This is a genomic window from Pseudomonas beijingensis (assembly GCF_030687295.1).
Lineage (GTDB): Bacteria > Pseudomonadota > Gammaproteobacteria > Pseudomonadales > Pseudomonadaceae > Aquipseudomonas > Aquipseudomonas beijingensis.
This window is the reverse complement of record NZ_CP117425.1, coordinates 1732117-1754765: the sequence shown is the minus strand read 5'-3', so window position 1 is coordinate 1754765 and position 22649 is coordinate 1732117. Positions and strand designations below refer to the sequence as shown.

Annotated in this window: 19 protein-coding genes and 1 pseudogene; 14 read left to right on the top strand and 6 right to left on the bottom strand. The window is 62.7% G+C overall.

The window, feature by feature from the left end; genetic code table 11:
- The first annotated feature begins 82 nt into the window (after positions 1–82).
- Complete coding sequence (locus tag PSH84_RS07985) at positions 83–376, top strand: hypothetical protein (protein ID WP_003197447.1); 294 nt, start codon at positions 83–85, stop codon at positions 374–376.
- Positions 377–606: 230 nt separating this feature from the next.
- Positions 607–1956 carry an MATE family efflux transporter gene (locus tag PSH84_RS07980; RefSeq protein WP_305482537.1) on the top strand — a complete coding sequence of 450 codons (1350 nt, stop codon included), beginning with the start codon at positions 607–609 and terminating at the stop codon, positions 1954–1956.
- A 3-nt stretch (positions 1957–1959) separates the two neighbouring features.
- Here PSH84_RS07980 and PSH84_RS07975 read toward each other — a convergent pair whose 3' ends face one another.
- From PSH84_RS07975 to PSH84_RS07950, 6 genes and pseudogenes are all read right to left on the bottom strand, one after another.
- The gene (locus PSH84_RS07975) at positions 1960–2754 is read right to left on the bottom strand and encodes a DUF4123 domain-containing protein (protein ID WP_305482536.1); all 795 of its coding nucleotides are present in this window, start codon (positions 2752–2754) and stop codon (positions 1960–1962) included.
- Positions 2751–4058, bottom strand: a complete 1308-nt coding sequence (locus PSH84_RS07970) for a type VI secretion system Vgr family protein (protein WP_305482534.1) — start codon at positions 4056–4058, stop codon at positions 2751–2753. Before PSH84_RS07970 ends, PSH84_RS07975 begins: the two co-directional genes overlap by 4 nt.
- 404 nt (positions 4059–4462) lie before the next feature.
- Positions 4463–6376: an arginine decarboxylase gene (gene speA, locus PSH84_RS07965; protein ID WP_122567229.1), complete on the bottom strand. Its 1914-nt coding sequence runs from the start codon at positions 6374–6376 to the stop codon at positions 4463–4465.
- A 211-nt stretch (positions 6377–6587) separates the two neighbouring features.
- Positions 6588–6959: a translation initiation factor Sui1 gene (locus PSH84_RS07960; protein ID WP_058543875.1), complete on the bottom strand. Its 372-nt coding sequence runs from the start codon at positions 6957–6959 to the stop codon at positions 6588–6590.
- A 169-nt stretch (positions 6960–7128) separates the two neighbouring features.
- Complete coding sequence (locus tag PSH84_RS07955; RefSeq protein ID WP_305482532.1) at positions 7129–7686, bottom strand: NUDIX hydrolase; 558 nt, start codon at positions 7684–7686, stop codon at positions 7129–7131.
- Between the two features lie 3 nt (positions 7687–7689).
- Positions 7690–8758 (bottom strand): annotated as a pseudogene (locus PSH84_RS07950) (DUF2333 family protein).
- Here PSH84_RS07950 and PSH84_RS07945 point away from each other — a divergent pair.
- From PSH84_RS07945 to purD, 12 genes are all read left to right on the top strand, one after another.
- Positions 8694–8957: a hypothetical protein gene (locus PSH84_RS07945; protein ID WP_305483209.1), complete on the top strand. Its 264-nt coding sequence runs from the start codon at positions 8694–8696 to the stop codon at positions 8955–8957. The pseudogene PSH84_RS07950 and the gene PSH84_RS07945 sit on opposite strands and share 65 nt — an antisense overlap.
- A gap of 85 nt (positions 8958–9042) precedes the next feature.
- Positions 9043–10713, top strand: a complete 1671-nt coding sequence (locus PSH84_RS07940; protein WP_192263661.1) for a GGDEF domain-containing response regulator — start codon at positions 9043–9045, stop codon at positions 10711–10713.
- A 52-nt stretch (positions 10714–10765) separates the two neighbouring features.
- On the top strand, positions 10766–12712 hold the full coding sequence (locus PSH84_RS07935; protein WP_305469546.1) for a methyl-accepting chemotaxis protein: 1947 nt from the start codon (positions 10766–10768) through the stop codon (positions 12710–12712).
- A 362-nt stretch (positions 12713–13074) separates the two neighbouring features.
- On the top strand, positions 13075–13527 hold the full coding sequence (gene aroQ, locus PSH84_RS07930) for a type II 3-dehydroquinate dehydratase (protein ID WP_122567234.1): 453 nt from the start codon (positions 13075–13077) through the stop codon (positions 13525–13527).
- A gap of 48 nt (positions 13528–13575) precedes the next feature.
- The gene (gene accB / locus PSH84_RS07925; RefSeq protein ID WP_053118072.1) at positions 13576–14040 is read left to right on the top strand and encodes an acetyl-CoA carboxylase biotin carboxyl carrier protein; all 465 of its coding nucleotides are present in this window, start codon (positions 13576–13578) and stop codon (positions 14038–14040) included.
- Positions 14041–14057: 17 nt separating this feature from the next.
- Positions 14058–15413: an acetyl-CoA carboxylase biotin carboxylase subunit gene (gene accC / locus PSH84_RS07920; protein ID WP_122567235.1), complete on the top strand. Its 1356-nt coding sequence runs from the start codon at positions 14058–14060 to the stop codon at positions 15411–15413.
- 294 nt (positions 15414–15707) lie between these two features.
- Positions 15708–16586 carry a 50S ribosomal protein L11 methyltransferase gene (prmA, locus tag PSH84_RS07915; RefSeq protein WP_122567236.1) on the top strand — a complete coding sequence of 293 codons (879 nt, stop codon included), beginning with the start codon at positions 15708–15710 and terminating at the stop codon, positions 16584–16586.
- Positions 16587–16616: 30 nt separating this feature from the next.
- Positions 16617–17840, top strand: a complete 1224-nt coding sequence (locus tag PSH84_RS07910; RefSeq protein ID WP_122567237.1) for a DUF3426 domain-containing protein — start codon at positions 16617–16619, stop codon at positions 17838–17840.
- Positions 17841–18025: 185 nt separating this feature from the next.
- Positions 18026–19033, top strand: coding sequence for a tRNA dihydrouridine synthase DusB (dusB, locus tag PSH84_RS07905; protein WP_058544597.1), 1008 nt, complete (start codon positions 18026–18028; stop codon positions 19031–19033).
- On the top strand, positions 19030–19350 hold the full coding sequence (fis, locus tag PSH84_RS07900; RefSeq protein ID WP_003186237.1) for a DNA-binding transcriptional regulator Fis: 321 nt from the start codon (positions 19030–19032) through the stop codon (positions 19348–19350). Before dusB ends, fis begins: the two co-directional genes overlap by 4 nt.
- 83 nt (positions 19351–19433) lie before the next feature.
- Positions 19434–21041, top strand: a complete 1608-nt coding sequence (gene purH, locus PSH84_RS07895; RefSeq protein ID WP_305469541.1) for a bifunctional phosphoribosylaminoimidazolecarboxamide formyltransferase/IMP cyclohydrolase — start codon at positions 19434–19436, stop codon at positions 21039–21041.
- 218 nt (positions 21042–21259) lie between these two features.
- Entirely contained in the window at positions 21260–22555 is a 1296-nt protein-coding gene (purD, locus tag PSH84_RS07890; protein WP_122567239.1) for a phosphoribosylamine--glycine ligase, read from the top strand.
- Positions 22556–22649 lie beyond the last annotated feature (94 nt).

Sequence of the window (22649 nt, the reverse complement as noted above, 5' to 3'; positions counted from 1 at the left end):
AATCGAACCAACTCGGCCGCCACAGCTCCTACAATCAGTAGCCAACGGCTCAGCTCGGATTCCCTCCCATCAGGATGCACATATGCAGGTAGAAAGCTTTTTCGAATGGCTCGGCCAGGCGCTCGGTTCGGTAATCCGGTTCATCGTCGACCTGCTCAGCGGCCTCTTCAACACCCTGGCCAACGCCGGCGGCAACTTCGTCGATGGGCTGTCGCGCACCTTGGGCATGGACACATCGATCATCAGCATCATCGCGCTGATCCTCGGGCTGATGCTGCTGTACTCGGCGATCCGCGCCTTCATGCGGGCCTCGATCGTCATGGGCATCATCTGGCTGGTGCTGGGGTTGTGGTTGTTGAGCTGGATCATTCACTAAGGCTGGGATCGATACTGCGCCAGCCCCCTTGTGGCGAGGATGCTCTGTGGGAGCAAGGCTTGCCCGCGATGAATATGACGCGGTTTCCCAGGGAACCGAGGCGCCTGGATCGCGAGCAAGCTTTGCTCCCACTGAATGGGGATAAATCCCCTCGCCACAAGGAGTCCAAGATCCCCTGGAGAACGATCAGACCATAACCCGCTACAATCGCGCTCCATCAAGGAGCCCCCATGTCCAACCTGATCACCGACTGGCGCGACCGCCTGACCCATCGCCGGGTCTGGGCGCTGGCGGCGCCGATGATTCTTTCGAACATTTCCGTGCCGCTGGTGGCGCTGGTGGACAGCACGGTCATCGGCCATTTGCCCCATGCCCATCAGTTGGGCGCAGTGGCGGTCGGGGCGAGTTTGTATACGGTGCTGGCGTGGGCCATGGGTTTCTTGCGCATGGGCACCACCGGGTTCGCCGCCCAGGCTGCCGGGCGGGGTGACGGGGCGGCGTTGCGGCAAGTGTTGTTGCAAGGACTGCTGTTGGCGATGGGGCTGGCGCTGCTGCTCGGTGCCGTCGGCGTGCCGTTGAGTGGCGTGGCGTTGCACTTCATGCAGCCGTCCGCCGAGCTCAACCAACTGACCCGCGACTTCTTCCACACCCGGCTCTTTGGCTTGCCGGCGGCGCTGGCCAGCTATGCGCTGGTGGGCTGGTTCCTCGGCGCCCAGAATGCCCGAGCGCCGTTGACGATCCTGCTGGTGACCAACCTGGTCAACATCGCCCTGAACCTGTGGTTCGTGATCGGCCTGGACTGGGGCGTGACCGGTTCGGCCCGGGCGTCGGTGATTGCCGAGTGGACCGGTGCGCTGGTCGGCCTGGCCCTGGCTCGCAAGACACTGCGGGCCTGGCCCGGGCAGATGGCCTGGGCGGCCCTGGGCGTGTGGCAGAACTGGCGCCCGCTGCTGGCGGTGAACCGGGACATTTTCATTCGCAGCCTGGCACTGCAAGCGGTGTTTTTCCTGATCACGGTGCAAGGTGCGCGCCTGGGGGACGCAACCGTGGCGGCCAATGCCTTGCTGCTCAACGGCCTGTTGCTGACCGCCCATGCCCTGGACGGCTTGGCCCATGCTGTGGAAGCGCTGTGCGGCCATGCCATCGGCGCCCGCGACCGCCTGGCCTTGCGTCGTTCGCTGGTGGTGGCCATCGGTTGGTCGCTGATTGCAAGCCTCGGCTTTGCCCTGCTGTTCCTGCTCGCCGGCCACTTGTTCATCGACATGCAAACCGATATCCCCGACGTGCGCGCCACCGCTTACGACTACCTGCCCTACCTGGCGACCTTGCCGCTGATCGCGGTCTGGAGCTATTTGCTCGACGGCCTGTTCATCGGTGCCACCCGCGCCCGGGAAATGCGCAACGGCATGGTCTTGACCCTACTGCTGGTGGCCCCAATCGCCTGGATGCTGCTGGGTTTGGGCAACCATGGACTGTGGATCACCTTCCTGCTGTTCATGGCCCTGCGCAGCCTGACCCTCGGTGCGTTTGCCTGGCACTTGCAGCGGCGCGACCGTTGGCTCAGCGCGCCACCTCAATAACCGTCAATCCAGGGGGCCCTGCCAACGCCGCCGCAGGCGATCGAGACGCTCGCGCGGCGAAGCACCCTCCGGCCCCGGGATGGGTCGGGCATCGGGGTATTGCAGGCGCAGCCACAGCCAGTCGTCGAGCACCGTGCGTTCGGTAAACCCCAGCGCCAGCCCTTGCTGCAAATCCTCCCAGAGCCGACGGTAGTCACGCCCGGTGGAACTGGACCATTGCCACGCGTGGCGCTCCAACAGGCATCGTTGCAACTGGCCCTGCTGTCGATCGCTGAGGCCGTGCTCCTTCTCCAGCGCCGCCACCGGCACTCCCGGGTTGGACAATTGTTGCCAGCCCTGGCTGCCGATTGCACGGTCGGCCCATGTGCCACCGAACCAGCGCAACAGACTGATCGGCCCCAGCCAACAACTGAGCTCATGGGAATCGCAACCGTCGAAGAAATAGCTGGCGGTGTGCGGGTTGTAGTAGTTCAACAGGGCTTTGTGATGCAGGCCCAGCGTCACTGTCAGCATGCGCCGCAGATGCGCGAGCACTTGCACGGTGGGCTTTGGGCTGGTCAACAACAACCCCGGCCAGGCGCGCGGGTCCAGATGACAAAGACTGACCAGCGCTGGCGATTGGCGCAGTTCCACCAACAGCGGACCGTGCTCGCGAAGCCCATGCAACTCGGTGCCTTCGAACAGGGCAAAGCGCCGGGCCTCGGCGAACTGCGAGTGCACCCGCCGCACCGCCTCAGGTGCACTCGGTACGTCCAGCAGCAACCACTGCGGCGTTGGTCCAGGCACGGCCGCGCTCATCGAGCCACGCCCGCGCCGCGGCCCATGAGCATACGGCAGGTGCACAGCGGTTGGGCGCAGGGGCTGAACGGTCCGCCTTCGGGCAACAGGCACAACAAGACCAGCGGCTGGGCCTCTCGCATCGCCGACAACAGCACCGGATCGACCACCGACGACCCGAGTGTTTCGTCTGGGGATGACTCATCGGCAATCTCGGCCGAGGCAGGTTCGCTCAGAAATGCACTGACCAGCGGCCGATCCGGATCGCCTTCGATAAAGCTCACCAGCACCTCGGTACCGTCACCCAGCGCGCCCACCCCGCCAGCAGCCAGTTCGGGCGCCAAGGGCAGCCAGCAATGACTGGGGCTGGAACCTTCGCCCTGATAGACCCAGTCAAACTCCACCGCCACGCGCCCCGCTCCCTGCTCCGGCGGCTCGTCCACCGCCACGACCCAGCCGCGCTGCCGGCTCACCATGCGTGGTTTGGCCGGGACGTTGTCCGGCACGAACAACACGCCCCGGGGAATGGCCTTGAAATGGTTGCCATACACACCCGCCTGGGCGTGATGCTCGACCTTCGTCAACAACCAGCGCCGGTTCCAGTTGGCAAACGGATGGTCCGTCAACATCAGCACCTGGCCACCCCGCAAGTTCGTCAGCTCGCTGCGCCCCTGGGCGACCTGCTGCCCCGAGACATCGGTGTGCACGCTGAAGGTCCGCACTGCGGCAGTCGGCCCGTCGTCCACGTAGACCGCCTTACCGGCGGGGGGAAAACTGTGGGGATTGTCGGCGAACACCAGGCAATGCCCCTCCCGGGTGTGTTCGAAATGAAAGTGGATACCCGCCTGGGCACATACGCGCTGGAGGAACCGTAGGTCCGATTCCCGATACTGGGTACAGAAATCCTGCGGTGGATAATCGCCGCTCAGGTCCAGGCACAGGCGGCGGCCCCTGATGCCATGGGCCTTGAGCACCTGGCGAATGATCTGCGGCACCGAGCGGGCACTGAACACCCGCTGGCTGAAGCGCTGCGCCAGGCAAGCCAGCTTCGGCCCGATACGCACCCGCCAACCGGCGCCATGACGGTGCTGGACCAACTCATGGAGCTGCCCATGAATACCCCGGCCTGGGGTCCCGAAACTCAACCAGACGCTGCGGTACAGCAGGCTCGCCAAGTCCAGGCTCGCATCATGTAACAAGAGCTCCACTTCATAGACGAAGGGTTCGCTGATGGCTTCGCTACCCGTGAAGGCCACGACGTCAACGGGCTCGGGCAGACCGGCTATCTCCAGACGGAATGCTGGCTCGCAGGCTGGATCGGACATCGGCGTTTCTCTACAGGAGGGGCGGTCGGGGATTCTCGCCGACCGCCATGGCCTAGTAGAGGGGCGAAGTACAGGTTAGGAAAGGGACTACACGAAATAAGGACATCACCGATTAAATGCACCGGTGTGAGGAAACATCTGCGACGTAAAACAAAAATGCCCTCCGGGACTGTCCGAAAAAACCCGCAACATGCTGTTTGTTTTCTGACAGCCCCCGGCGGGCAGTGTTGATCAGTTAAAAGGGTGAGCCCCGCTGTAATTTTGTGGCGAGGGGATTTATCCCCGTTGGGCTGCGCAGCGGCCCTAAATGCCGACAACTCGGTAAATCAGACAGATTGAGTTGACTGCTTAGGGGCTGCTGCGCAACCCAGCGGGGATAAATCCCCTCGCCACAACCTTCCCCATCAAGAAGACAGGTAAGACGAACGCGTCAGCCCCAGGCGCAGCGCATCGAGGAACTGGGTGCGCTCGGCGGCGCTGATGCGGGCGCTGGCGCACTTGTCGCGGTAGTGCGTCATCAACTCCTCCGGCGACAAGTGCACGTAGCGCAGCATGTCTTCGATGGTGTCGTGGGTTTCGATACCCGCGTGGTACACGCTGCCGTCGGCGTTCTGGTAGATGTTCACCGAGTCGGTATCGCCGAACAGGTTGTGCATGTCACCGAGGATTTCCTGGTAGGCGCCCACCAGGAAGATGCCTAGCAGGTAGTCTTCACCCGGATTGAGCGCGTGCACCGGCAGGCTGGTCTCGATGCTCTGCTCGTCGACGTACTGCTTGATCTTGCCGTCGGAGTCGCAGGTCAGGTCTTGCAGCACAGCGCGGCGCAGCGGCTCTTCGTCCAGGCGATGCAACGGCAGGATCGGCAGCACCTGGCCGATGGCCCAGGTGTCCGGCAGGCTCTGGAACACCGAGAAGTTGCAGATGTATTTGTCGGCCAGCTTGTCGTTGAGCTCATCCAGCACCTGGCGGTGCGAGCGCTGGCGGGCCTTCAACGAGTTGTGCAGGCGACGGCACACGGCAAAGTAGCACTGCTCGGCCAAGGCTTTTTCCGCCAGGGTCAGCTTGCCGTCGGCATATTGGGTCGCCACGTCGCTCATGTAGTGCGTGGCGCGCCAGTAGGTCTCGGTGACCATCTCGATATCGGTCGGGCCCAGCAGGTCAACCAGCCATTGCACGGTTTCCGGCAATTCCTGCTTGTTGTCGATCACCGGCACGTCGTCGTTGTGTTTCTCGACGTCGGTCACCTGCACTACCAGCATCGCGTGGTGGGCGGTCAGCGAGCGGCCGCTTTCCGAGAAGATGTGCGGGTGCGGCAAGCTCTGGGCATCGCAGAACTCCTTGAGCATGCCGACCACGACACCGGCGTAATCATCCATGTCGTAGTTGATCGAACTGGCATTGCGCGAGTGCGTACCGTCGTAGTCCACGCCGAGGCCACCGCCGACGTCGATGTGATCCACCGGCAGGCCGAGGTTGCGCAGCTCACCGTAGTAACGGATCGCTTCCTTGAAGCCGTGCTGATAGTCCGCCAGGTTGGCGATCTGCGAACCCATGTGGAAGTGCAGCAGGCGAATGCCCTGGTCCAGGCCAGCAGCGCGGAAGCGCTCGACCACCGACAACAGTTGCGCGGCCGACAAGCCGAACTTGGACTTCTCGCCACCGGTATCAGCCCACTTGCTCGACGCCAGGGACGACAGGCGCACGCGCAGGCCCACCTGTGGCTTGACCTTGAGCACTGCGGCCTCTTCGATCACCAGTTCGACTTCGGACTCTTTCTCGATGACGATGAAGACGTTGTGACCGAGCTTCTGGCCCATCAACGCCAGGCGGATGAATTCGCGGTCCTTGTAGCCGTTGCAGACGATGGTCCCGCCCTTCGGTGCCAGGGCCAGCACTGCCAGCAACTCCGGCTTGGAACCGGCTTCCAGGCCGATGGAGACGTTCTGGGTGGCGATGATGTTCTCGATCACCGCTTCCTGCTGGTTGACCTTGATCGGGTACAGCGCGGTGTACTTGCTCTGGTATTCCAGGCGCGCGATGTTGCTGTCGAACGCGCCGGTCAGTTGGCGCACGCGGTCTTGCAGGATGTCGGGAAAACGCACCAGCAAGGGCAACGAGAGGCCACTCTGGCGCAACTGGTCGACTTGCTCGAACAGGTCGATGGGCGAACTGCCCGGGCCGTTCGGACGGACTTCGACGCGACCGGCTTCATTGATCGCGAAATAACCGGCCCCCCAATGGCGAATCCCGTAAACGCTGCGGCTGTCCGCAACTGTCCATTGGCTGCCATCGTCTTTGCGTGTGCGTCGTACGGACATCGAAGTCCCCTATAAAGAAGTCAAAATGCACCATCCGGTCGGAGGCTGGGGCAGTCTAGAGAGTGAAAATGACGAATTGCCTGTTAGCAAGGTAGACCCTGCTCCCAGCGATGAGTTTAGAAGCCCGTTCAGAACAGGCTCTGTGAAAACCATGCGGGCGACCTCGAACGCAGGGTTCGGGTCCAGCCGAGGGTGGTTTTCACAGAAGCTGCTAGCCGCCGGATTTCTTTGCCTTGAAGCCGTGCTTGACCAGTTCCGCCAACAGCAGCTCGACGTGATCGCCCTGGATCTCGATGATGCCGTCTTTCAACGCGCCACCGGTGCCACAGCGCTTCTTCAACGTGGTGGCCAGTTCCTTGAGCGCGTCTTCGGCCAACGGCACGCCGGTGATCGTGGTCACCGTCTTGCCGCCGCGACCTTTGCTTTCACGGCGCACACGGGCGATGCCGTCACCTTCCGGGATGGCGGTCTGTTTGCAGATGCAGGCATCCACCGGTTGACGGCAATCAGGGCAATGACGACCGGCGTCGGTAGAAAATACCAGGCCGCCCAGGGCGGCGAAGGATGCGGCTTTTTTGGCCACCGGCAATCCTCTTGGGAGGACAAAGACTGGTCGAGGGGAGAACGTGCCTCGACCGCGAAACCCCACTCAGGCAGGGGCAGCGCTACTGGACCGCAGAGGCGGTTCAGCTTGAAAAGTCGCGCAGTGTAACGGCAAAAAGCCGACTTGCTAAGGGCCAATCAGCGCCAATTTATAGCTTCTTTGCGACGTCGCTACCGTGGATGCGCAAATAGCGTTCAAGTGCCGCCAGGGAGTCCGGGCAGTAAGGCATGCGCTGGATTTCATCGAGCACCTGTTCAAGCGGCAGGAAACGCGCTTCGAGGACTTCTTCAGGTTGCAGGACCAACGGGCCGTCCCACACCGCCGAAAACGCCGAGCACCACAGGCGACTACCGGGGTCTTCGAAATAAAAATGGTCGTGGGCGGTCAGCTCCACGCCGCTCACGCCCAGTTCCTCAGCCAGCTCACGGGCGGCCGACTCGGCGTAGGTCTCGTCGGCCTGGACCATGCCACCCGCCGCCACGTCCCAGAAACCCGGGTAGATGGCTTTGCTCAGGGTGCGCCGGTGAACGCACAGTTCACCGGCCGAATTGAACAGCATGATGTAGGTGCCGCGTCCGATCAGGCCGCGCTCGCGCAACTCCGAACGCACCAGGCTGCCGAGCAGGTTGTCGTGCTCGTCGACCCACGCGATCAGCTCGGCATCCGAGGCCACTCGGTGAGCGACCTCCCGGGGGCTTTCGCTCATGGATCAGCCTTGGTTCAGCAGTTGCCGCAAGTCGATGACCGCTGCGTTGGCCCGGGAAATGTAGTTGGCCATGACCAGCGAGTGGTTCGCCAACACACCGAAGCCGCTGCCGTTGAGGATCATCGGGCTCCAGACCGGTTCCTGGGACGCTTCCAGCTCACGAATGATCTGCCGCACGCTGACCGTGGCGTTCTTTTTCGCCAGCACATCGGCGAAGTCCACCTCGATGGCGCGCAGCAGGTGCGACAACGCCCAGGCCTGGCCGCGGGCTTCATAGAACACGTTGTCGATCTGCAGCCACGGGGTCTCGACCACCTCTTCGTCCACCTGCGGCACCTGACCCGGCGCCGGGACTTCGGTTTTCAGCGAGGTGTTGAGCTTGACCCGGCCAACGCTGGCCGACAGGCGCTGGGACAACGAACCCAAGCGCGTGCCGACGTCCCCCAGCCAGTTGTTCAGGTTGTCGGCGCGGGCGTAGAACAGTGCGCTTTTCTGGCTCGGGTCGGACAGCCGCGCCTGGTAGCGGCTCAGGGAATTGATGCCTTCCTGGTATTCGGATTCGCTGGAAGGCAGCACCCAACTGCGGTTGTCGAAGTTGAAACGCGGCTCGGCCTTGGCCAGGTCGGCATCCTCGGCGGACTGGGACTGGGAACGGGCGAAGTCCTTGCGCAGGGCGCGGCTCAGGTCGCGGACTTGCACCAGCACGCCGTACTCCCAGCTCGGCATGTTGTCCATCCACAGGCCCGGCGGGAAGCGGTCGTTGGAAATGTAGCCACCCTGCTTGGTCAGCAAGGTTCCGGCCACGGTCTTGAGCGTCTCGACGGTGGTGTAGCCCACCACCATTTGCCGGCCATCCTTCTCGGCCGCGGCCTGGGCGTTCTGCTGCACGGGGGAACAACGCGGGCTCCTGGCTCCAGTACCAGCCGAGGGCAATGGTCACCAGCAGGTAAAGACCAATCAGCGTGGCCAGTGCGCGGCTGAAAAAAAGCCCACCCAGGTAGCTGCGGGTGTCCGATTTCGGCTCGGCGGCACGTTCAGGCGCGCTGCCCGCGCGGTTTTTCCAGTCCAGCATGGCGATATCCCTTCAATCACTTGAGTTCTCGGTTCGACCACAACCCTACGCCATCGTGCCTGATTTGAAACGCGATAATGCGGCGCCAATCATGCCGGGCGCGACAGGGCAATCGAACAGCACTATAAAGGAAGCGTTGCCATCGGCCTACGAGACTGTCCAGTCACAAACTGAATTGGGCGACTGGACAGAATATTGACGTATGACACTCATGCGGAGGAAAAGAGGTGCTAGCATAGAGCCACCAGTCGATCTCAGCATGCACCCTAACTAGTAGTCAGGATATGACCGAGCCAGAAGACCCCAGCCGTGAGCGCCTCAAGCACCACTTTGCCCAGCGGGTAATTCATCAGGCTCGTCAGATCCTGGAGATTTGGCAGCGCCTGCAACGCAGTGAGTGGTCAAGCACCGACCTGTCGGAGCTCAGCGAGGCCAATCTGCGCCTGCTGCGCTTCGCCGAGCGCTTCGAACAGCCCGAGCATTCCCTGCTGGCCCAAGGCATCAGCCAGTCGCTGCAAGCGGTGGACGCCAATCGCGGGCGCCTGAGCAGCCACCTGATCACCGAAATCAACCGCCTGATGCAGCGCTTGTCGCGCACCGGCCTGCGCCATGGCGACCAGCTCGAACAAACTTTCCTGCCGCCGCTGCGCAAACCCATCTACGTGATGCTGCAGGACCATGACCGCGCCGAACGCCTGGCCAAGCAATTGGAGTTCTTCGGCCTCAGCGCCCAGGCGCTGGACAGTGTCGCGGCGTTCCGGGCCTCGATGGTTGAGCGCCTACCGGCGGCGATTGTCATGGACGTGGACTTCAGCGGCCCGGGCACCGGCCTGAAACTGGCCGCCGAAGCCCAGGAAGGCCTGGAACAACCGTTGCCGCTGCTGTTCTTCAGCTTGCTGGAAACCGACACCCCGACACGCCTGGCCGCGGTACGCGCCGGCGGACAGGAATTCCTCACCGGCACTCTCGAAGCCTCGAGCCTGCTGGAAAAGATCGAAGTGCTGACCTGCGTCGCCCAGTACGACCCCTACAAAGTGCTGATCATCGATGACTCCCGCGCCCAGGCCTTGCACACCGAACGCCTGCTCAACAGCGCCGGCATCATCACCCGCACGCTGATCGAGCCGATCCAGGCCATGGCCGAGCTGGCGGATTTCCAGCCCGACCTGATCATCCTCGACATGTACATGCCAGCCTGCACCGGCACGGAGCTGGCCAAAGTGATCCGTCACAATGACCGCTACGTCAGCGTGCCGATCATCTACCTGTCCGCCGAAGACGACTTGGACAAGCAACTCGATGCCATGAGCGAAGGCGGCGACGATTTCCTGACCAAGCCGATCAAGCCCCGGCACTTGATCACCACCGTGCGCAACCGTGCCGCCCGGGCGCGCAACCTCAAGGCGCGGATGGTGCGCGACAGCCTCACCGGCCTGTACAACCACACCCATATCCTGCAACTGCTCGAGGATTGCAGCTTCCGCGCCCGTCGCGAAGGCAAGCCCCTTAGCTTTGCCATGCTCGACATCGACCACTTCAAACGGGTCAATGACAGCCACGGCCATCCCATGGGCGACCGGGTGATCAAGAGCCTGGCGCTGTTTCTCAAGCAACGCCTGCGCAAGACCGACTTCATCGGCCGTTACGGCGGCGAAGAGTTCGCCATCGTCATGCCCGACACCGACATCGACGCCGCCTGCAAGGTGCTGGACGAGATTCGCCAGCGCTTTGCTGAAATCCACTACCCGGCCCAGCCCCATGATTTGTGGTGCACCTTCAGCGCTGGCGTGGTGGAGATGAGCGATGATTCCGACAGCCTGATGATGGCCAGTCAGGCGGACGAAGCGCTGTACCGCGCCAAGCACGCCGGGCGCAACCGGGTACAGAGCGCCCGGCAATCAAAGCAAAGTGCCACCTTTTCATCGGAATCGACTGATTCAGTCATAAACCTGTAACTCAAGCGCAATAAATTCAGGCACTTACGATTCTGCCCCTGGTAGACCTTTGATGCGCCTGAAGCTGCTGACCAATCTCAACACCCTCCTTTTAGTCGCCGTGTGCCTGGGCCTTGGGGCTACCCTGTGGTGGTCGCAGATCGCCCTGGAACGGCCTTACTTGCTGATGGAGCGCTACCTGGGCCTGTCGCGGCAGTTCCAGGGCGACGTGGCGCGCAACGTCGAGGACTACCTGGCCAGCGGCGACGCCTTGCGCCTGAGCGCGGCTACCCAGGCCTTGGAGACCCTGCAGAAAGATCTCGACCAGTTTCCCCCGGAGTTGGCCCAGACTCTGCGTCCGAGCCTGTCCAACCTTGAGGGCTTCAGCAAGACCGATCTGCTGGCCGCCGGCAAGCTGGCCGGTGATCCACAGGCCTTGTTGCTGCAGGCCGAACGCGAACTGAGCGCCAGCCTCGACCAACTGGCCCAATACGCCAATGGCGCCCCGGCCTACCTGCCACCGTTGTTTGCCGCTTCGCAGCACCTGGGCCGGTTGTCCCTCACGCGGGACAAACTGGTCAGCAGTGGCCGTAGCGAATTGGCCGCCGATGTCGAACGGGAACTGGCGAGCATCCGTGTCGAAGCCGAACGCCTCGACAGCCTGCCACTGCTGGGCGTCACCGTCAGCAGCGAATCGGGCAGCGATGATTTCGCCGCGCTGATGGGCCTGGAAACCCAGGAAAAAACCGTCGCCGAAGACGCCGGCATCGCCCTCAAGCGCGAACTCAACAGCCTGCTCGGCCGTTATCCGGCGGAATTGACCCGCACCCGCGAACTGATCCAGAAACGCACCGAACTGAGCAATGCAACGCACCTGAAAATCGCCGATGTGCAAACGGCGATCGATACCCTGGAACCGGCGGTCCGGGCTCAGCATGGGCAGATCCAGGGAGAGGTTCGCATGATCCAGGGCGTGATGATCGGCCTGATCCTGCTGATCGCGCTGCTGATCGACACCTTGCAGCGGCGCCTGGCCCGGACCTTGACGCACCTGGCTCCAGCCCTGTCGACCTGGGCCGAGGGGGATTTCAGCCGGGACATCCACGTGGGCGCCAGCAACCGCGAAATGCAGGACATCGGGGCTTCGCTCAATCGCCTGCGCGCTTACCTGGTGGACCTGGTGGGCACCATTCGGGTGAACGCCGAACAGGTCGCCGGCAGCAGCCGGGCCCTGGCGGAGCTGAGCGGCGAGCTGCACAGCGGGGCCGAGCATCAGGCCGGCGACACGGCGCTGATCCGTGATTCCCTCAGCGAACTGGAGGCGACGATCCAGCAAGTGGCCGGCGATGCCAGCCAGGCCGCCGACGCCAGCCGCAGCGCCGGGCAAGCGGTGGAGCAAGGGCAGAAAGTCATCGGTTTGAGCCTCACGGGCCTGCATGCGCTGGTGGGGGAAGTGCAAGGCAACGCGCAGATGATCGAACAACTGGCTGAGGAATCCGCAACCATCGGGGGCGTGCTGACGGTGATTCGCTCGATTGCCGACCAGACCAACCTGCTGGCTCTCAACGCGGCCATCGAAGCGGCTCGCGCCGGGGAAATGGGCCGGGGCTTTGCGGTGGTGGCCGAGGAAGTCCGCTCCCTGGCCCAGCGCACGGCCGGCGCCACCGCCGAAATCCAGACGCTGATCGCCCGCCTGCAACTGGCCGCACGCCAGTCGGTGGACGGCATGCGCGCCCAGGTCGAACACGCCGAAGCCACCGCCAACCAGGCGCAAGCGGCCGACGGCGCGCTGGATGAGATCGTCGGCGCCATCCAGACCATCTCCGACACGGCAGTACGCATCGCCGACGTCACCGCCCAACAAAGCGGTGCCGTCAGCGAAATCCGCGATCACAGCGAGCGCATTCACCAACTGGGCGGGGACAACCTGCTGCGCATCGGCCAGGGCCGGGAACAGGGCGACAATCTCCTGGTACTCGGCGGGCGTTTGCACACCGCCGTGCAAGCGTTTCGGGTCTAGCGCCAAAGACTGGATGAATCGTTGTGGCGAGGGAGCTTGCTCCCTCGCCACAGGGTCGATTCCGAAAGAAGTGAACACTCATCGTCAGCCGCCACCTCCTGTGGGAGCGAGCTTGCTCGCGATAGCGGTGGGTCAGCTTGCATTGATGTTGAATGTGCCGCCGTCATCGCGAGCAAGCTCGCTCCCACAAGGTCTCGTGCAGGTTGTCCGAACGCGGGTGACCGAATCCGGGGGCATGGTCACAAATTTCGCGCAAACATCGGTCATCGTGCTGGCTATTGCCGAGAACTGGACAGTCATTAAGGCTTTGCGGCATAGTCGCCGGGTTCTGATACCTGCTCACAGATAACAAGGAACAGCAGATGGCGACCCTATTGGTCCTGCACGGACCCAACCTGAACCTGCTGGGCACCCGTGAACCGGGCGTCTACGGCGCCGTGACACTGGCCCAGATCAACCAGGACCTGGAACAGCGGGCCCGCAACGCCGGCCATCATTTGCTCTACCTGCAAAGCAACGCCGAATATGAATTGATCGACCGCATCCATGCCGCGCGTGGCGAAGGCGTGGATTTCATTTTGATCAATCCAGCAGCTTTTACACATACAAGTGTCGCATTACGTGACGCGCTGCTGGCGGTGAGCATCCCATTCATCGAAGTGCACTTGTCCAACGTGCACAAACGCGAACCTTTCCGCCATCACTCCTACTTCTCCGATGTAGCAGTGGGAGTGATCTGCGGCCTTGGCGCCAGCGGTTACCGACTGGCCCTGGAGGCCGCCCTAGAACAGCTTGAAAGACAGGCACCCGCTTGAACAACAAGCGTTAAACGCCCCTGACCGACCCTTGGGAGTTGATGATTCATGGATATCCGTAAAGTTAAGAAATTGATCGAATTGCTGGAAGAGTCCGGCATCGACGAGCTTGAGATCAAGGAAGGCGAAGAGTCCGTACGCATCAGCCGCCACAGCAAGACCCCGGCCCAGCAGTTCTATGCACCGGCCCCGATGCAAGCTCCGGCCGCCGCGCCTGCTCCAGCAGCAGCCCCGGTTGCCGCCGCAGCGCCAGCCGCACCGGCAGCACCAACGTTGAACGGCACAGTCGCTCGTTCGCCAATGGTGGGCACGTTCTATCGCAAGTCTTCGCCCTCCTCGCCGTCCTTCGTTGAAGTCGGCCAGACCGTGAAGAAAGGCGACACTCTGTGCATCGTCGAAGCCATGAAGATGATGAACCACATCGAAGCTGAAACCAGCGGTGTGATCGAGTCCATCCTCGTCGAAGACGGCCAGCCGGTTGAGTACGACCAACCGCTGTTCACCATCGTTTGAACCGCGGGGAGCCTTTGATGACTGCGAAGTTGGAAAAAGTCCTGATCGCTAACCGCGGTGAGATTGCCCTGCGGATTCTGCGTGCCTGCAAAGAGATGGGCATCAAGACCGTCGCCGTTTACTCCAAGGCCGACAAAGAACTGATGCACCTGGGCCTGGCGGACGAATCCGTCTGCATCGGTCCGGCGTCGGCTGCGCACTCCTACCTGCATATCCCGGCGATCATCGCTGCTGCCGAAGTGACCGGCGCCACCGCCATTCACCCGGGCTACGGTTTCCTGGCGGAAAACGCCGACTTCGCCGAACAGGTGGAAAACTCCGGTTTTGCCTTCATTGGCCCGAAAGCCGACACCATTCGCCTGATGGGCGACAAGGTTTCGGCCAAGCACGCCATGATCGCTGCTGGCGTACCGACCGTTCCGGGTTCCGACGGCCCACTGCCTGAAGACGAAGAAACCGCTTTGCGCATCGGTCGCGAAGTCGGTTATCCGGTGATCATCAAGGCCGCTGGCGGCGGCGGTGGTCGCGGCATGCGTGTGGTACACAAGGAAGAAGACCTGATTTCCTCGGCGAAACTGACCCGCTCCGAAGCAGGCGCGGCGTTCGGCAACCCGATGGTCTATCTGGAAAAATTCCTGACCAACCCACGTCACGTCGAAGTCCAGGTGCTGTCCGACGGCCAGGGCCAGGCCATCCACCTGGGCGACCGCGATTGCTCGCTGCAACGTCGTCACCAGAAGGTCCTCGAAGAAGCGCCGGCACCGGGCATCGACGAGCAGGCTCGCCAGGAAGTCCTGGCGCGTTGCGTCAAGGCCTGTATCGACATCGGCTATCGCGGCGCCGGTACCTTCGAGTTCCTGTACGAGAACGGTCGTTTCTACTTCATCGAAATGAACACCCGTGTTCAGGTGGAGCACCCGGTTTCGGAAATGGTCACCGGCATCGACATCGTCAAGGAGATGCTCAGCATCGCCGCCGGCAACAAGTTGTCGTTCACCCAGGATGACGTGGTCATCCGCGGTCACTCGCTGGAATGCCGGATCAATGCCGAAGACCCGAAAACCTTCATGCCTAGCCCAGGCACGGTCAAGCATTTCCATGCCCCGGGCGGCAATGGCGTTCGCGTCGACTCGCACCTGTACAGCGGTTATGCCGTTCCGCCGAACTACGATTCGCTGATCGGCAAGCTGATCACCTACGGGGCGACTCGTGAAGAAGCCATGGCGCGCATGCGCAATGCGCTGGACGAAATCGTGGTAGACGGGATCAAGACCAACATCCCGCTGCACCGCGACCTCGTTCGTGACGAAGGTTTCTGCAAAGGCGGCGTCAACATCCACTACTTGGAACACAAGCTAGCCGGTCAACACTGACGGTTTTTGCTCCAGACCAACAAAGCCGCTTTCGAGCGGCTTTGTTGTACCTGTATCCCGCACAAATCCCCCTGTGGGAGCGGGCTTGCTCGCGAATGCAATCTGCCAGTGACATTGATGTTGACTGACCCAACGCTTTCGCGAGCAAGCCCGCTCCCACAAGTACAGCGTCATCCAAGAAGCGAGCGGTAGACATAAGGTCACACCACTCCCACAAAACCCATGCGCTCGCGTAAACTGGCGCGCTTCTCGCAGCCATCGGCTGCACACTCTATTTTTTCAAAGGTGCCCGCCATGCCTTGGCTGCAAGTACGCCTGGCCATCAGCCCGGAACAAGCCGAAACCTACGAAGACGCGTTTCTTGAAGTAGGCGCTGTATCGGTAACCTTCATGGACGCCGAAGACCAGCCGATCTTCGAGCCGGAGCTCAATACCACCCCGCTGTGGTCCCACACCCACCTGCTGGCCCTGTTCGAAGGCGGCACCGAGGCGGCCAGCGTACTGGCCCATCTCGAGCTGCTGACCGGCAGCCCGCTGCCCGAGCATCACAGCGAAGTGATCGAGGACCAGGATTGGGAACGCAGCTGGATGGACAACTTCCAGCCGATGCGTTTCGGCCAGCGCCTGTGGATCGTTCCGAGCTGGCATGCCGCGCCAGAGCCGGACGCGGTCAACCTGCTGCTGGACCCGGGCCTGGCGTTCGGCACCGGCACCCACCCGACCACCGCGCTGTGCCTGGAATGGCTCGACGGCCAGGACCTGAAGGGTTGCAACGTACTCGATTTCGGCTGTGGCTCGGGGATCCTGGCGATTGCCGCGCTCCTGCTGGGCGCCCGGGAAGCAGTTGGCACCGACATCGATGTCCAGGCCCTGGAAGCCTCCCGCGACAACGCCGGGCGCAACAACATCGCCGAAACCCTGTTCCCGCTGTACTTGCCCCAGGACCTGCCACAGGTCCAGGCCGACGTGCTGGTGGCCAATATCCTGGCCGGCCCGCTGGTGTCCCTGGCGCCGCAACTATCGAGCCTGGTCAAGTCGGGCGGACGCCTGGCGCTGTCGGGCATCCTCGCCGAACAGGGTGAAGAAGTCGCTGCCGCTTATGCCGCGGACTTTGACCTGGACCCGATCGCCAATCGCGATGGCTGGGTGCGCATCACCGGACGTCGGCGCTAGAATGACCGCCTGTATTCACCGGATTGCCGCATGACTGACAGCTTCGTCACCCAGTGCCCGCATTGCCACACCCGTTTTCGCGTCAGCCATGCTCAATTGAGCGTGGCCCGCGGGGTGGTTCGTTGCGGCTCGTGCCTGCAAGTGTTCAATGCCGCCCGACAGTTGCTGGAACAACGCACAGCCAAGCAAACGGCGGCTGTCGCGCCACCCGCCAAGCCGGCCGCCGACGCCCCGCCCCGGGCGATCAGCCAGAAACAATGGAGCGCCGCCGAGCTGGATCTGGATGACCTGGACAAGGAACTGGCGCGCCTGGAGCGACGTGATAATCGCGCCCCGGGCAATGCCGGCCGGCGTCGGGAAGACAACCTGAGCGCGCAACGCGATTCGCACTCCAGCGAACAGCAAGCCTGGCCCGACAGCCTGTACAGCGAAACCTCGAGCGAACACGTCGAAACCGTCCTCGATACCCCCTTCGAACCGTTCGAGCCCCACGAGCCGGCCCGACCACCGCGTACCGAACCGTCCCTGTCCCTGGCCCTCGAACCGCTGGAACCGGACGACGAACCGGCCGCCCCGCTCCACCTCGCGCCGGACGACGAGCCCGACGAACACCTCGAGCGGCTGTCCGCTACCGATGACCACGACGATGAGCCCGAGCGACCGCTGCCACTGCGCAAGTCACGGGAACGCCAGGAGCCGGGGATACGCGCCGAGGCCCTCCACGACCTGGACGACGACCCGCTGCAACTGGATTGGCGCAAGCGCCGCTCACCCTGGGGCCGACGCCTGTTGTGGGCCCTGCTGATACTGCTCGCCGCCGCTGCCCTGGGCGGCCAGTACATCGCCTACCATTTCGAAGAACTGGCCCGCCAGGACCAGTACCGGCCGTGGTTCCTGCAAATCTGCCCGACCATCGGCTGCGACGTACCGTCCAAGGTCGACATCGCCAAGATCAAAAGCAGCAACCTGGTGGTGCGCAGCCATCCGGAGTTCAGCGGCGCCCTGATAGTGGACGCGATCATCTACAACCGTGCGCCCTTCTCCCAACCTTTTCCGTTGCTGGAGCTGCGCTTTGCCGATCTCAACGGGCACCTGATCGCCAGCCGTCGCTTCAAGCCCGGGGAATACCTGGGCGGCGATCTCGAGGGCCGCGGCGAAATGCCGCCACAGACGCCCATCCACATCGCGCTGGATATCCTCGACCCCGGGCCCAAGGCGGTGAACTACAGCCTGAGCTTTCATTCCCCCGAGTGAAAGCGGCCAAGGTCGGCCAATTGACGGCAGCTTTCTGACTGACCCCAGCCAGACCAAACCGCTGGCGATAACAAAATAGCTGTTCAGATTTTATCCAATTCGATCTTTATCCAGTCATCGAGAGCGGGTATCATGCCAACCCTTTTTCGAAGTCTCATGATCCGGCCCCACTTCAGGGAAGTCCTATGTCGGCGGTACGCATCGGCCCATATACATTGCAGAACGGCCTGGTTCTCGCCCCTATGGCGGGCGTCACCGACCAGCCCTTTCGTCAGCTTTGCAAACGTTTGGGCGCAGGCTTGGTGGTGTCGGAAATGGTCACCAGCGACATGAGTTTGTGGAACACCCGCAAATCGCGTCTGCGCATGATCCACGAAGGTGATCCCGAGCCCCGCTCGGTACAGATCGCCGGTGGCGACGCACAGATGCTGGCGGAGGCGGCCCGGGCGAACGTCGAGTTGGGGGCGCAGATCATCGACATCAACATGGGCTGCCCGGCGAAAAAGGTCTGCAACAAGGCCGCCGGCTCGGCACTGTTGAAAGATGAAGCGCTGGTCACCGAGATCCTGCAGGCCGTAGTGGCCGCGGTCGATGTGCCGGTGACCCTGAAGATCCGCACCGGGTGGGACCGGGAGAACAAGAATGGCCTGGTGGTGGCGAAGATCGCCGAACAGGCGGGCATCACGGCGTTGGCGGTCCATGGCCGCACCCGTGCCGACCTGTACACCGGCGAAGCCGAGTACGACACCATCGCCGCGATCAAGCAGGCGGTGTCGATTCCGGTGTTTGCCAACGGCGACGTTGACTCGCCCGAGAAGGCCCGGTACGTGCTGGACGCCACCGGTGCCGATGGCCTGTTGATCGGTCGGGCCGCCCAGGGGCGGCCATGGATTTTTCGTGAGATCGAACACTATCTGCGCACCGGCGAAAAGCTCGCTGCGCCACAGTTGTCCGAGGTGGAACGTATTCTGCTAGAGCATCTGGCCGCGCTACATGCCTTCTACGGAGAGGTCATGGGCGTACGCATCGCTCGCAAGCATGTGGGCTGGTATCTCGCAACCCTGCCGGGCGCCAGGGAGTTTCGCGCCCGTTTCAATCGTTTGGATGGTACGCAAGCACAATGCGCCGACGTTCAGGCGTTCTTCGCTGAGCGTTACAAGAGCCTGACAGGGGACGAAGGGGTGGCCGCATGACGATGATGACCGAGACTTTAGTGAGTGGAACAACACCCGTGAGCGACAACGTGAATTTGAAACAGCACCTCAACACGCCCAGCGAAGAAGGTCAGACCCTTCGCGGGAGTGTCGAGAAGGCGCTGCACAATTATTTCGCCCACCTTGAGGGCGCTGCCGTCACGGATGTGTACAACCTGGTGCTTTCCGAAGTCGAGGCACCGCTGCTCGAAAGCGTGATGAACTACGTCAAGGGCAACCAGACCAAGGCCAGTGAGCTGCTGGGCCTGAACCGCGGCACCCTGCGCAAGAAACTCAAGCAGTACGATCTGCTGTAAGCATTCAATCAAACCAGAAAGGCGCCCGCATAAAAAACGGTCGCCTTTTTTGCTGACTTCCCTTGCTTTTGATGGAAATTGAAATGACCGACCAGACCACCCGCCTGCCGATCCGCCGCGCCTTGATCAGCGTTTCCGACAAGACCGGGATCCTCGAATTCGCCCGCGAGCTGCAACAGCTGGGCGTCGAGATTCTCTCCACCGGCGGGACCTTCAAGCTGCTGCAGGACAACGGCGTTGCCGCAGTGGAAGTCGCGGACTACACCGGTTTTGCGGAAATGATGGACGGTCGGGTCAAGACCCTGCACCCGAAAATCCACGGTGGGATCCTGGGCCGTCGCGGCATCGACGACGCCATCATGAACGAACACGGCATCAAGCCGATCGACCTGGTGGCGGTCAACCTCTACCCGTTCGAAGCCACCATCAACAAGCCAGGTTGCGACCTGCCGACCGCCATCGAGAACATCGACATCGGCGGCCCGACCATGGTCCGCTCGGCGGCCAAGAACCATAAAGACGTGGCCATCGTGGTCAACGCCAGCGACTACGCCAGCGTGCTGGAAAACCTCAAGGCCGGCGGCCTGACCTACGCCCAGCGTTTCGACCTGATGCTCAAGGCTTTCGAACACACCGCCGCCTACGACGGAATGATCGCCAACTACATGGGCACTGTGAACCAGGCTGCTGAAACCCTGTCGACCGAAGGCCGCAGCGAGTTCCCGCGCACCTTCAACACCCAGTTCGTCAAGGCCCAGGAAATGCGCTACGGCGAGAACCCGCACCAGAGCGCAGCGTTCTACGTGGAAGCCAAGCCTGCCGAAGTCGGCATCGCCACCGCCACCCAACTGCAAGGCAAGGAACTGTCGTTCAACAATGTGGCCGACACCGACGCCGCGCTGGAATGCGTCAAGAGCTTCGTCAAGCCCGCCTGCGTGATCGTCAAGCACGCCAACCCGTGCGGCGTGGCCGTGAGCCCGGACGCCGAGGGCGGCATCCGCCAGGCCTACGAACTGGCCTACGCAACCGACACCGAGTCGGCCTTCGGCGGCATCATCGCCTTCAACCGTGAGCTGGACGCCGAGACCGCCAAGGCCATCGTCGAGCGCCAGTTCGTCGAAGTGATCATCGCCCCTTCGGTCAGTGAAGAAGCCCGCGCCATCGTGGCTGCCAAGGCCAACGTGCGCCTGCTGGCCTGCGGCCAATGGTCGGCCGATCGTGCGCCGGCCTGGGATTACAAGCGCGTCAACGGCGGCCTGCTGGTCCAGAGCCGTGACATCGGCATGATCGGCAGCGAAGACCTCAAGGTCGTGACCCAGCGTGCCCCGAGCGAGCAGGAAATCAACGACCTGATCTTCGCCTGGAAAGTCGCCAAGTACGTCAAGTCCAACGCCATCGTCTACGCCAAGAACCGCCAGACCATCGGTGTCGGCGCCGGCCAGATGAGCCGCGTGAACTCGGCCCGCATCGCCGCCATCAAGGCTGAACACGCCGGCTTGCAGGTACAGGGCGCGGTCATGGCCTCCGATGCGTTCTTCCCGTTCCGCGACGGCATCGACAACGCGGCCAAGGTCGGCATCACCGCCGTGATCCAGCCGGGTGGTTCGATGCGTGACAGCGAAGTGATCGCCGCTGCCGATGAAGCCGGCATCGCCATGGTCTTCACTGGCATGCGCCACTTCCGTCACTAATATCGCTCAATGTGGAAGCTGGGTTGTGTGTGGGAGCAAGGCTCTGTGGGAGCAAGGCTTGCCCGCGATGCAGGCAACTCGGTCCATCAGGCAAACCGAGGTGATGCTATCGCGGGCAAGCCTTGCTCCCACACAAGCCCAGCTCCCACACAAGCTCACTCCCACAGAAAGCATCTGTGCGATGCTCAACAGAATCAGCGTCATCCGAGGTTTTTGAAATGAATGTTTTGATCATTGGCAGCGGTGGCCGCGAACACGCCCTGGCCTGGAAAGTGGCCCAGGATCCCCGTGTGCAGAAGGTTTTCGTGGCACCGGGCAATGCCGGCACCGCCATCGAAGCCAAGTGCGAAAACGTCGCCATCGACGTGCTGGCCCTGGAACAACTGGCCGACTTCGCCGAGAAGAACGTCTCGCTGACCATCGTCGGCCCGGAAGTACCGCTGGTCGCCGGCGTGGTCGACCTGTTCCGCTCCCGTGGCCTGGACTGCTTTGGCCCGACCGCCGGTGCCGCACAGCTGGAAGGCTCGAAAGCGTTCACCAAGGACTTCCTGGCGCGTCACAAGATCCCGACCGCCGACTACCAGAACTTCACCGAAATCGAGCCGGCCCTGGCGTACCTGCGCGAGAAAGGCGCACCGATCGTGATCAAGGCCGACGGCCTGGCCGCCGGTAAAGGCGTGATCGTTGCCATGACCCTGGCCGAGGCCGAAGACGCCGTGCGCGACATGCTCGCCGGCAATGCCTTCGGTGACGCCGGTTCCCGCGTGGTGATCGAAGAGTTCCTCGACGGCGAGGAAGCCAGCTTTATCGTCATGGTCGATGGCAAGAACGTCCTGCCGATGGCCACCAGCCAGGACCACAAGCGTGTCGGCGATGGCGACAGCGGGCCGAACACCGGCGGCATGGGCGCCTACTCCCCAGCCCCGGTGGTGACCGCCCAGGTGCACCAGCGCGTCATGGACCAGGTGATCTGGCCGACCGTGCGCGGCATGGCCGCGGAAGGCAACGTCTACACCGGTTTCCTCTACGCAGGCCTGATGATCGACAAGGCTGGTAACCCAAAAGTCATCGAATTCAACTGCCGTTTCGGCGATCCTGAGACCCAGCCGGTGATGCTGCGCCTGCAATCGAGCCTGGTCCTGCTGGTCGAGGCCGCGCTGGCCCAGGCCCTGGACAAGGTCGAAGCCCAATGGGATCCGCGCCCAAGCGTCGGTGTCGTATTGGCGGCCGGCGGTTACCCGGGCGACTACGCCAAAGGTAGCGCAATCCAGGGCCTGGACGCCGCGGCCCGGCTGGAAGGCAAAGTCTTCCATGCAGGCACCGCGTTGAAGGATGGGCAAGTGGTCACCGCCGGCGGTCGTGTGCTTTGCGCCACCGCCATGGGCGCCAGTGTCGACGAAGCTCAGCAGCAAGCCTACAAGCTTGCCGCCGAGATCGACTGGGAAGGTTGTTTCTACCGCAAGGACATTGGCTACCGTGCCATTGCCCGTGAGCGTGGCGAAAATCTGGAATAACCCAGCCATTCAGCCAGGCAAGGGTCTGCGGCCCTTGCCTGACTGTTCCGGCGCCGCGCATAGTTATAATCTGGCATCAACCTACGAAGGGATT

Coding starts and splice junctions, on each gene's coding strand:
- PSH84_RS07985 (WP_003197447.1), top strand. CDS start 83: ATGCAGGTAGAAAGCTTTTTCGAATGGCTCGGCCAGGCGCTCGGTTCG.
- PSH84_RS07980 (WP_305482537.1), top strand. CDS start 607: ATGTCCAACCTGATCACCGACTGGCGCGACCGCCTGACCCATCGCCGG.
- PSH84_RS07975 (WP_305482536.1), bottom strand. CDS start 2,754: ATGAGCGCGGCCGTGCCTGGACCAACGCCGCAGTGGTTGCTGCTGGAC.
- PSH84_RS07970 (WP_305482534.1), bottom strand. CDS start 4,058: ATGTCCGATCCAGCCTGCGAGCCAGCATTCCGTCTGGAGATAGCCGGT.
- speA (WP_122567229.1), bottom strand. CDS start 6,376: ATGTCCGTACGACGCACACGCAAAGACGATGGCAGCCAATGGACAGTT.
- PSH84_RS07955 (WP_305482532.1), bottom strand. CDS start 7,686: ATGAGCGAAAGCCCCCGGGAGGTCGCTCACCGAGTGGCCTCGGATGCC.
- PSH84_RS07940 (WP_192263661.1), top strand. CDS start 9,043: ATGACCGAGCCAGAAGACCCCAGCCGTGAGCGCCTCAAGCACCACTTT.
- PSH84_RS07935 (WP_305469546.1), top strand. CDS start 10,766: ATGCGCCTGAAGCTGCTGACCAATCTCAACACCCTCCTTTTAGTCGCC.
- aroQ (WP_122567234.1), top strand. CDS start 13,075: ATGGCGACCCTATTGGTCCTGCACGGACCCAACCTGAACCTGCTGGGC.
- accB (WP_053118072.1), top strand. CDS start 13,576: ATGGATATCCGTAAAGTTAAGAAATTGATCGAATTGCTGGAAGAGTCC.
- accC (WP_122567235.1), top strand. CDS start 14,058: ATGACTGCGAAGTTGGAAAAAGTCCTGATCGCTAACCGCGGTGAGATT.
- prmA (WP_122567236.1), top strand. CDS start 15,708: ATGCCTTGGCTGCAAGTACGCCTGGCCATCAGCCCGGAACAAGCCGAA.
- PSH84_RS07910 (WP_122567237.1), top strand. CDS start 16,617: ATGACTGACAGCTTCGTCACCCAGTGCCCGCATTGCCACACCCGTTTT.
- dusB (WP_058544597.1), top strand. CDS start 18,026: ATGTCGGCGGTACGCATCGGCCCATATACATTGCAGAACGGCCTGGTT.
- fis (WP_003186237.1), top strand. CDS start 19,030: ATGACGATGATGACCGAGACTTTAGTGAGTGGAACAACACCCGTGAGC.
- purH (WP_305469541.1), top strand. CDS start 19,434: ATGACCGACCAGACCACCCGCCTGCCGATCCGCCGCGCCTTGATCAGC.
- purD (WP_122567239.1), top strand. CDS start 21,260: ATGAATGTTTTGATCATTGGCAGCGGTGGCCGCGAACACGCCCTGGCC.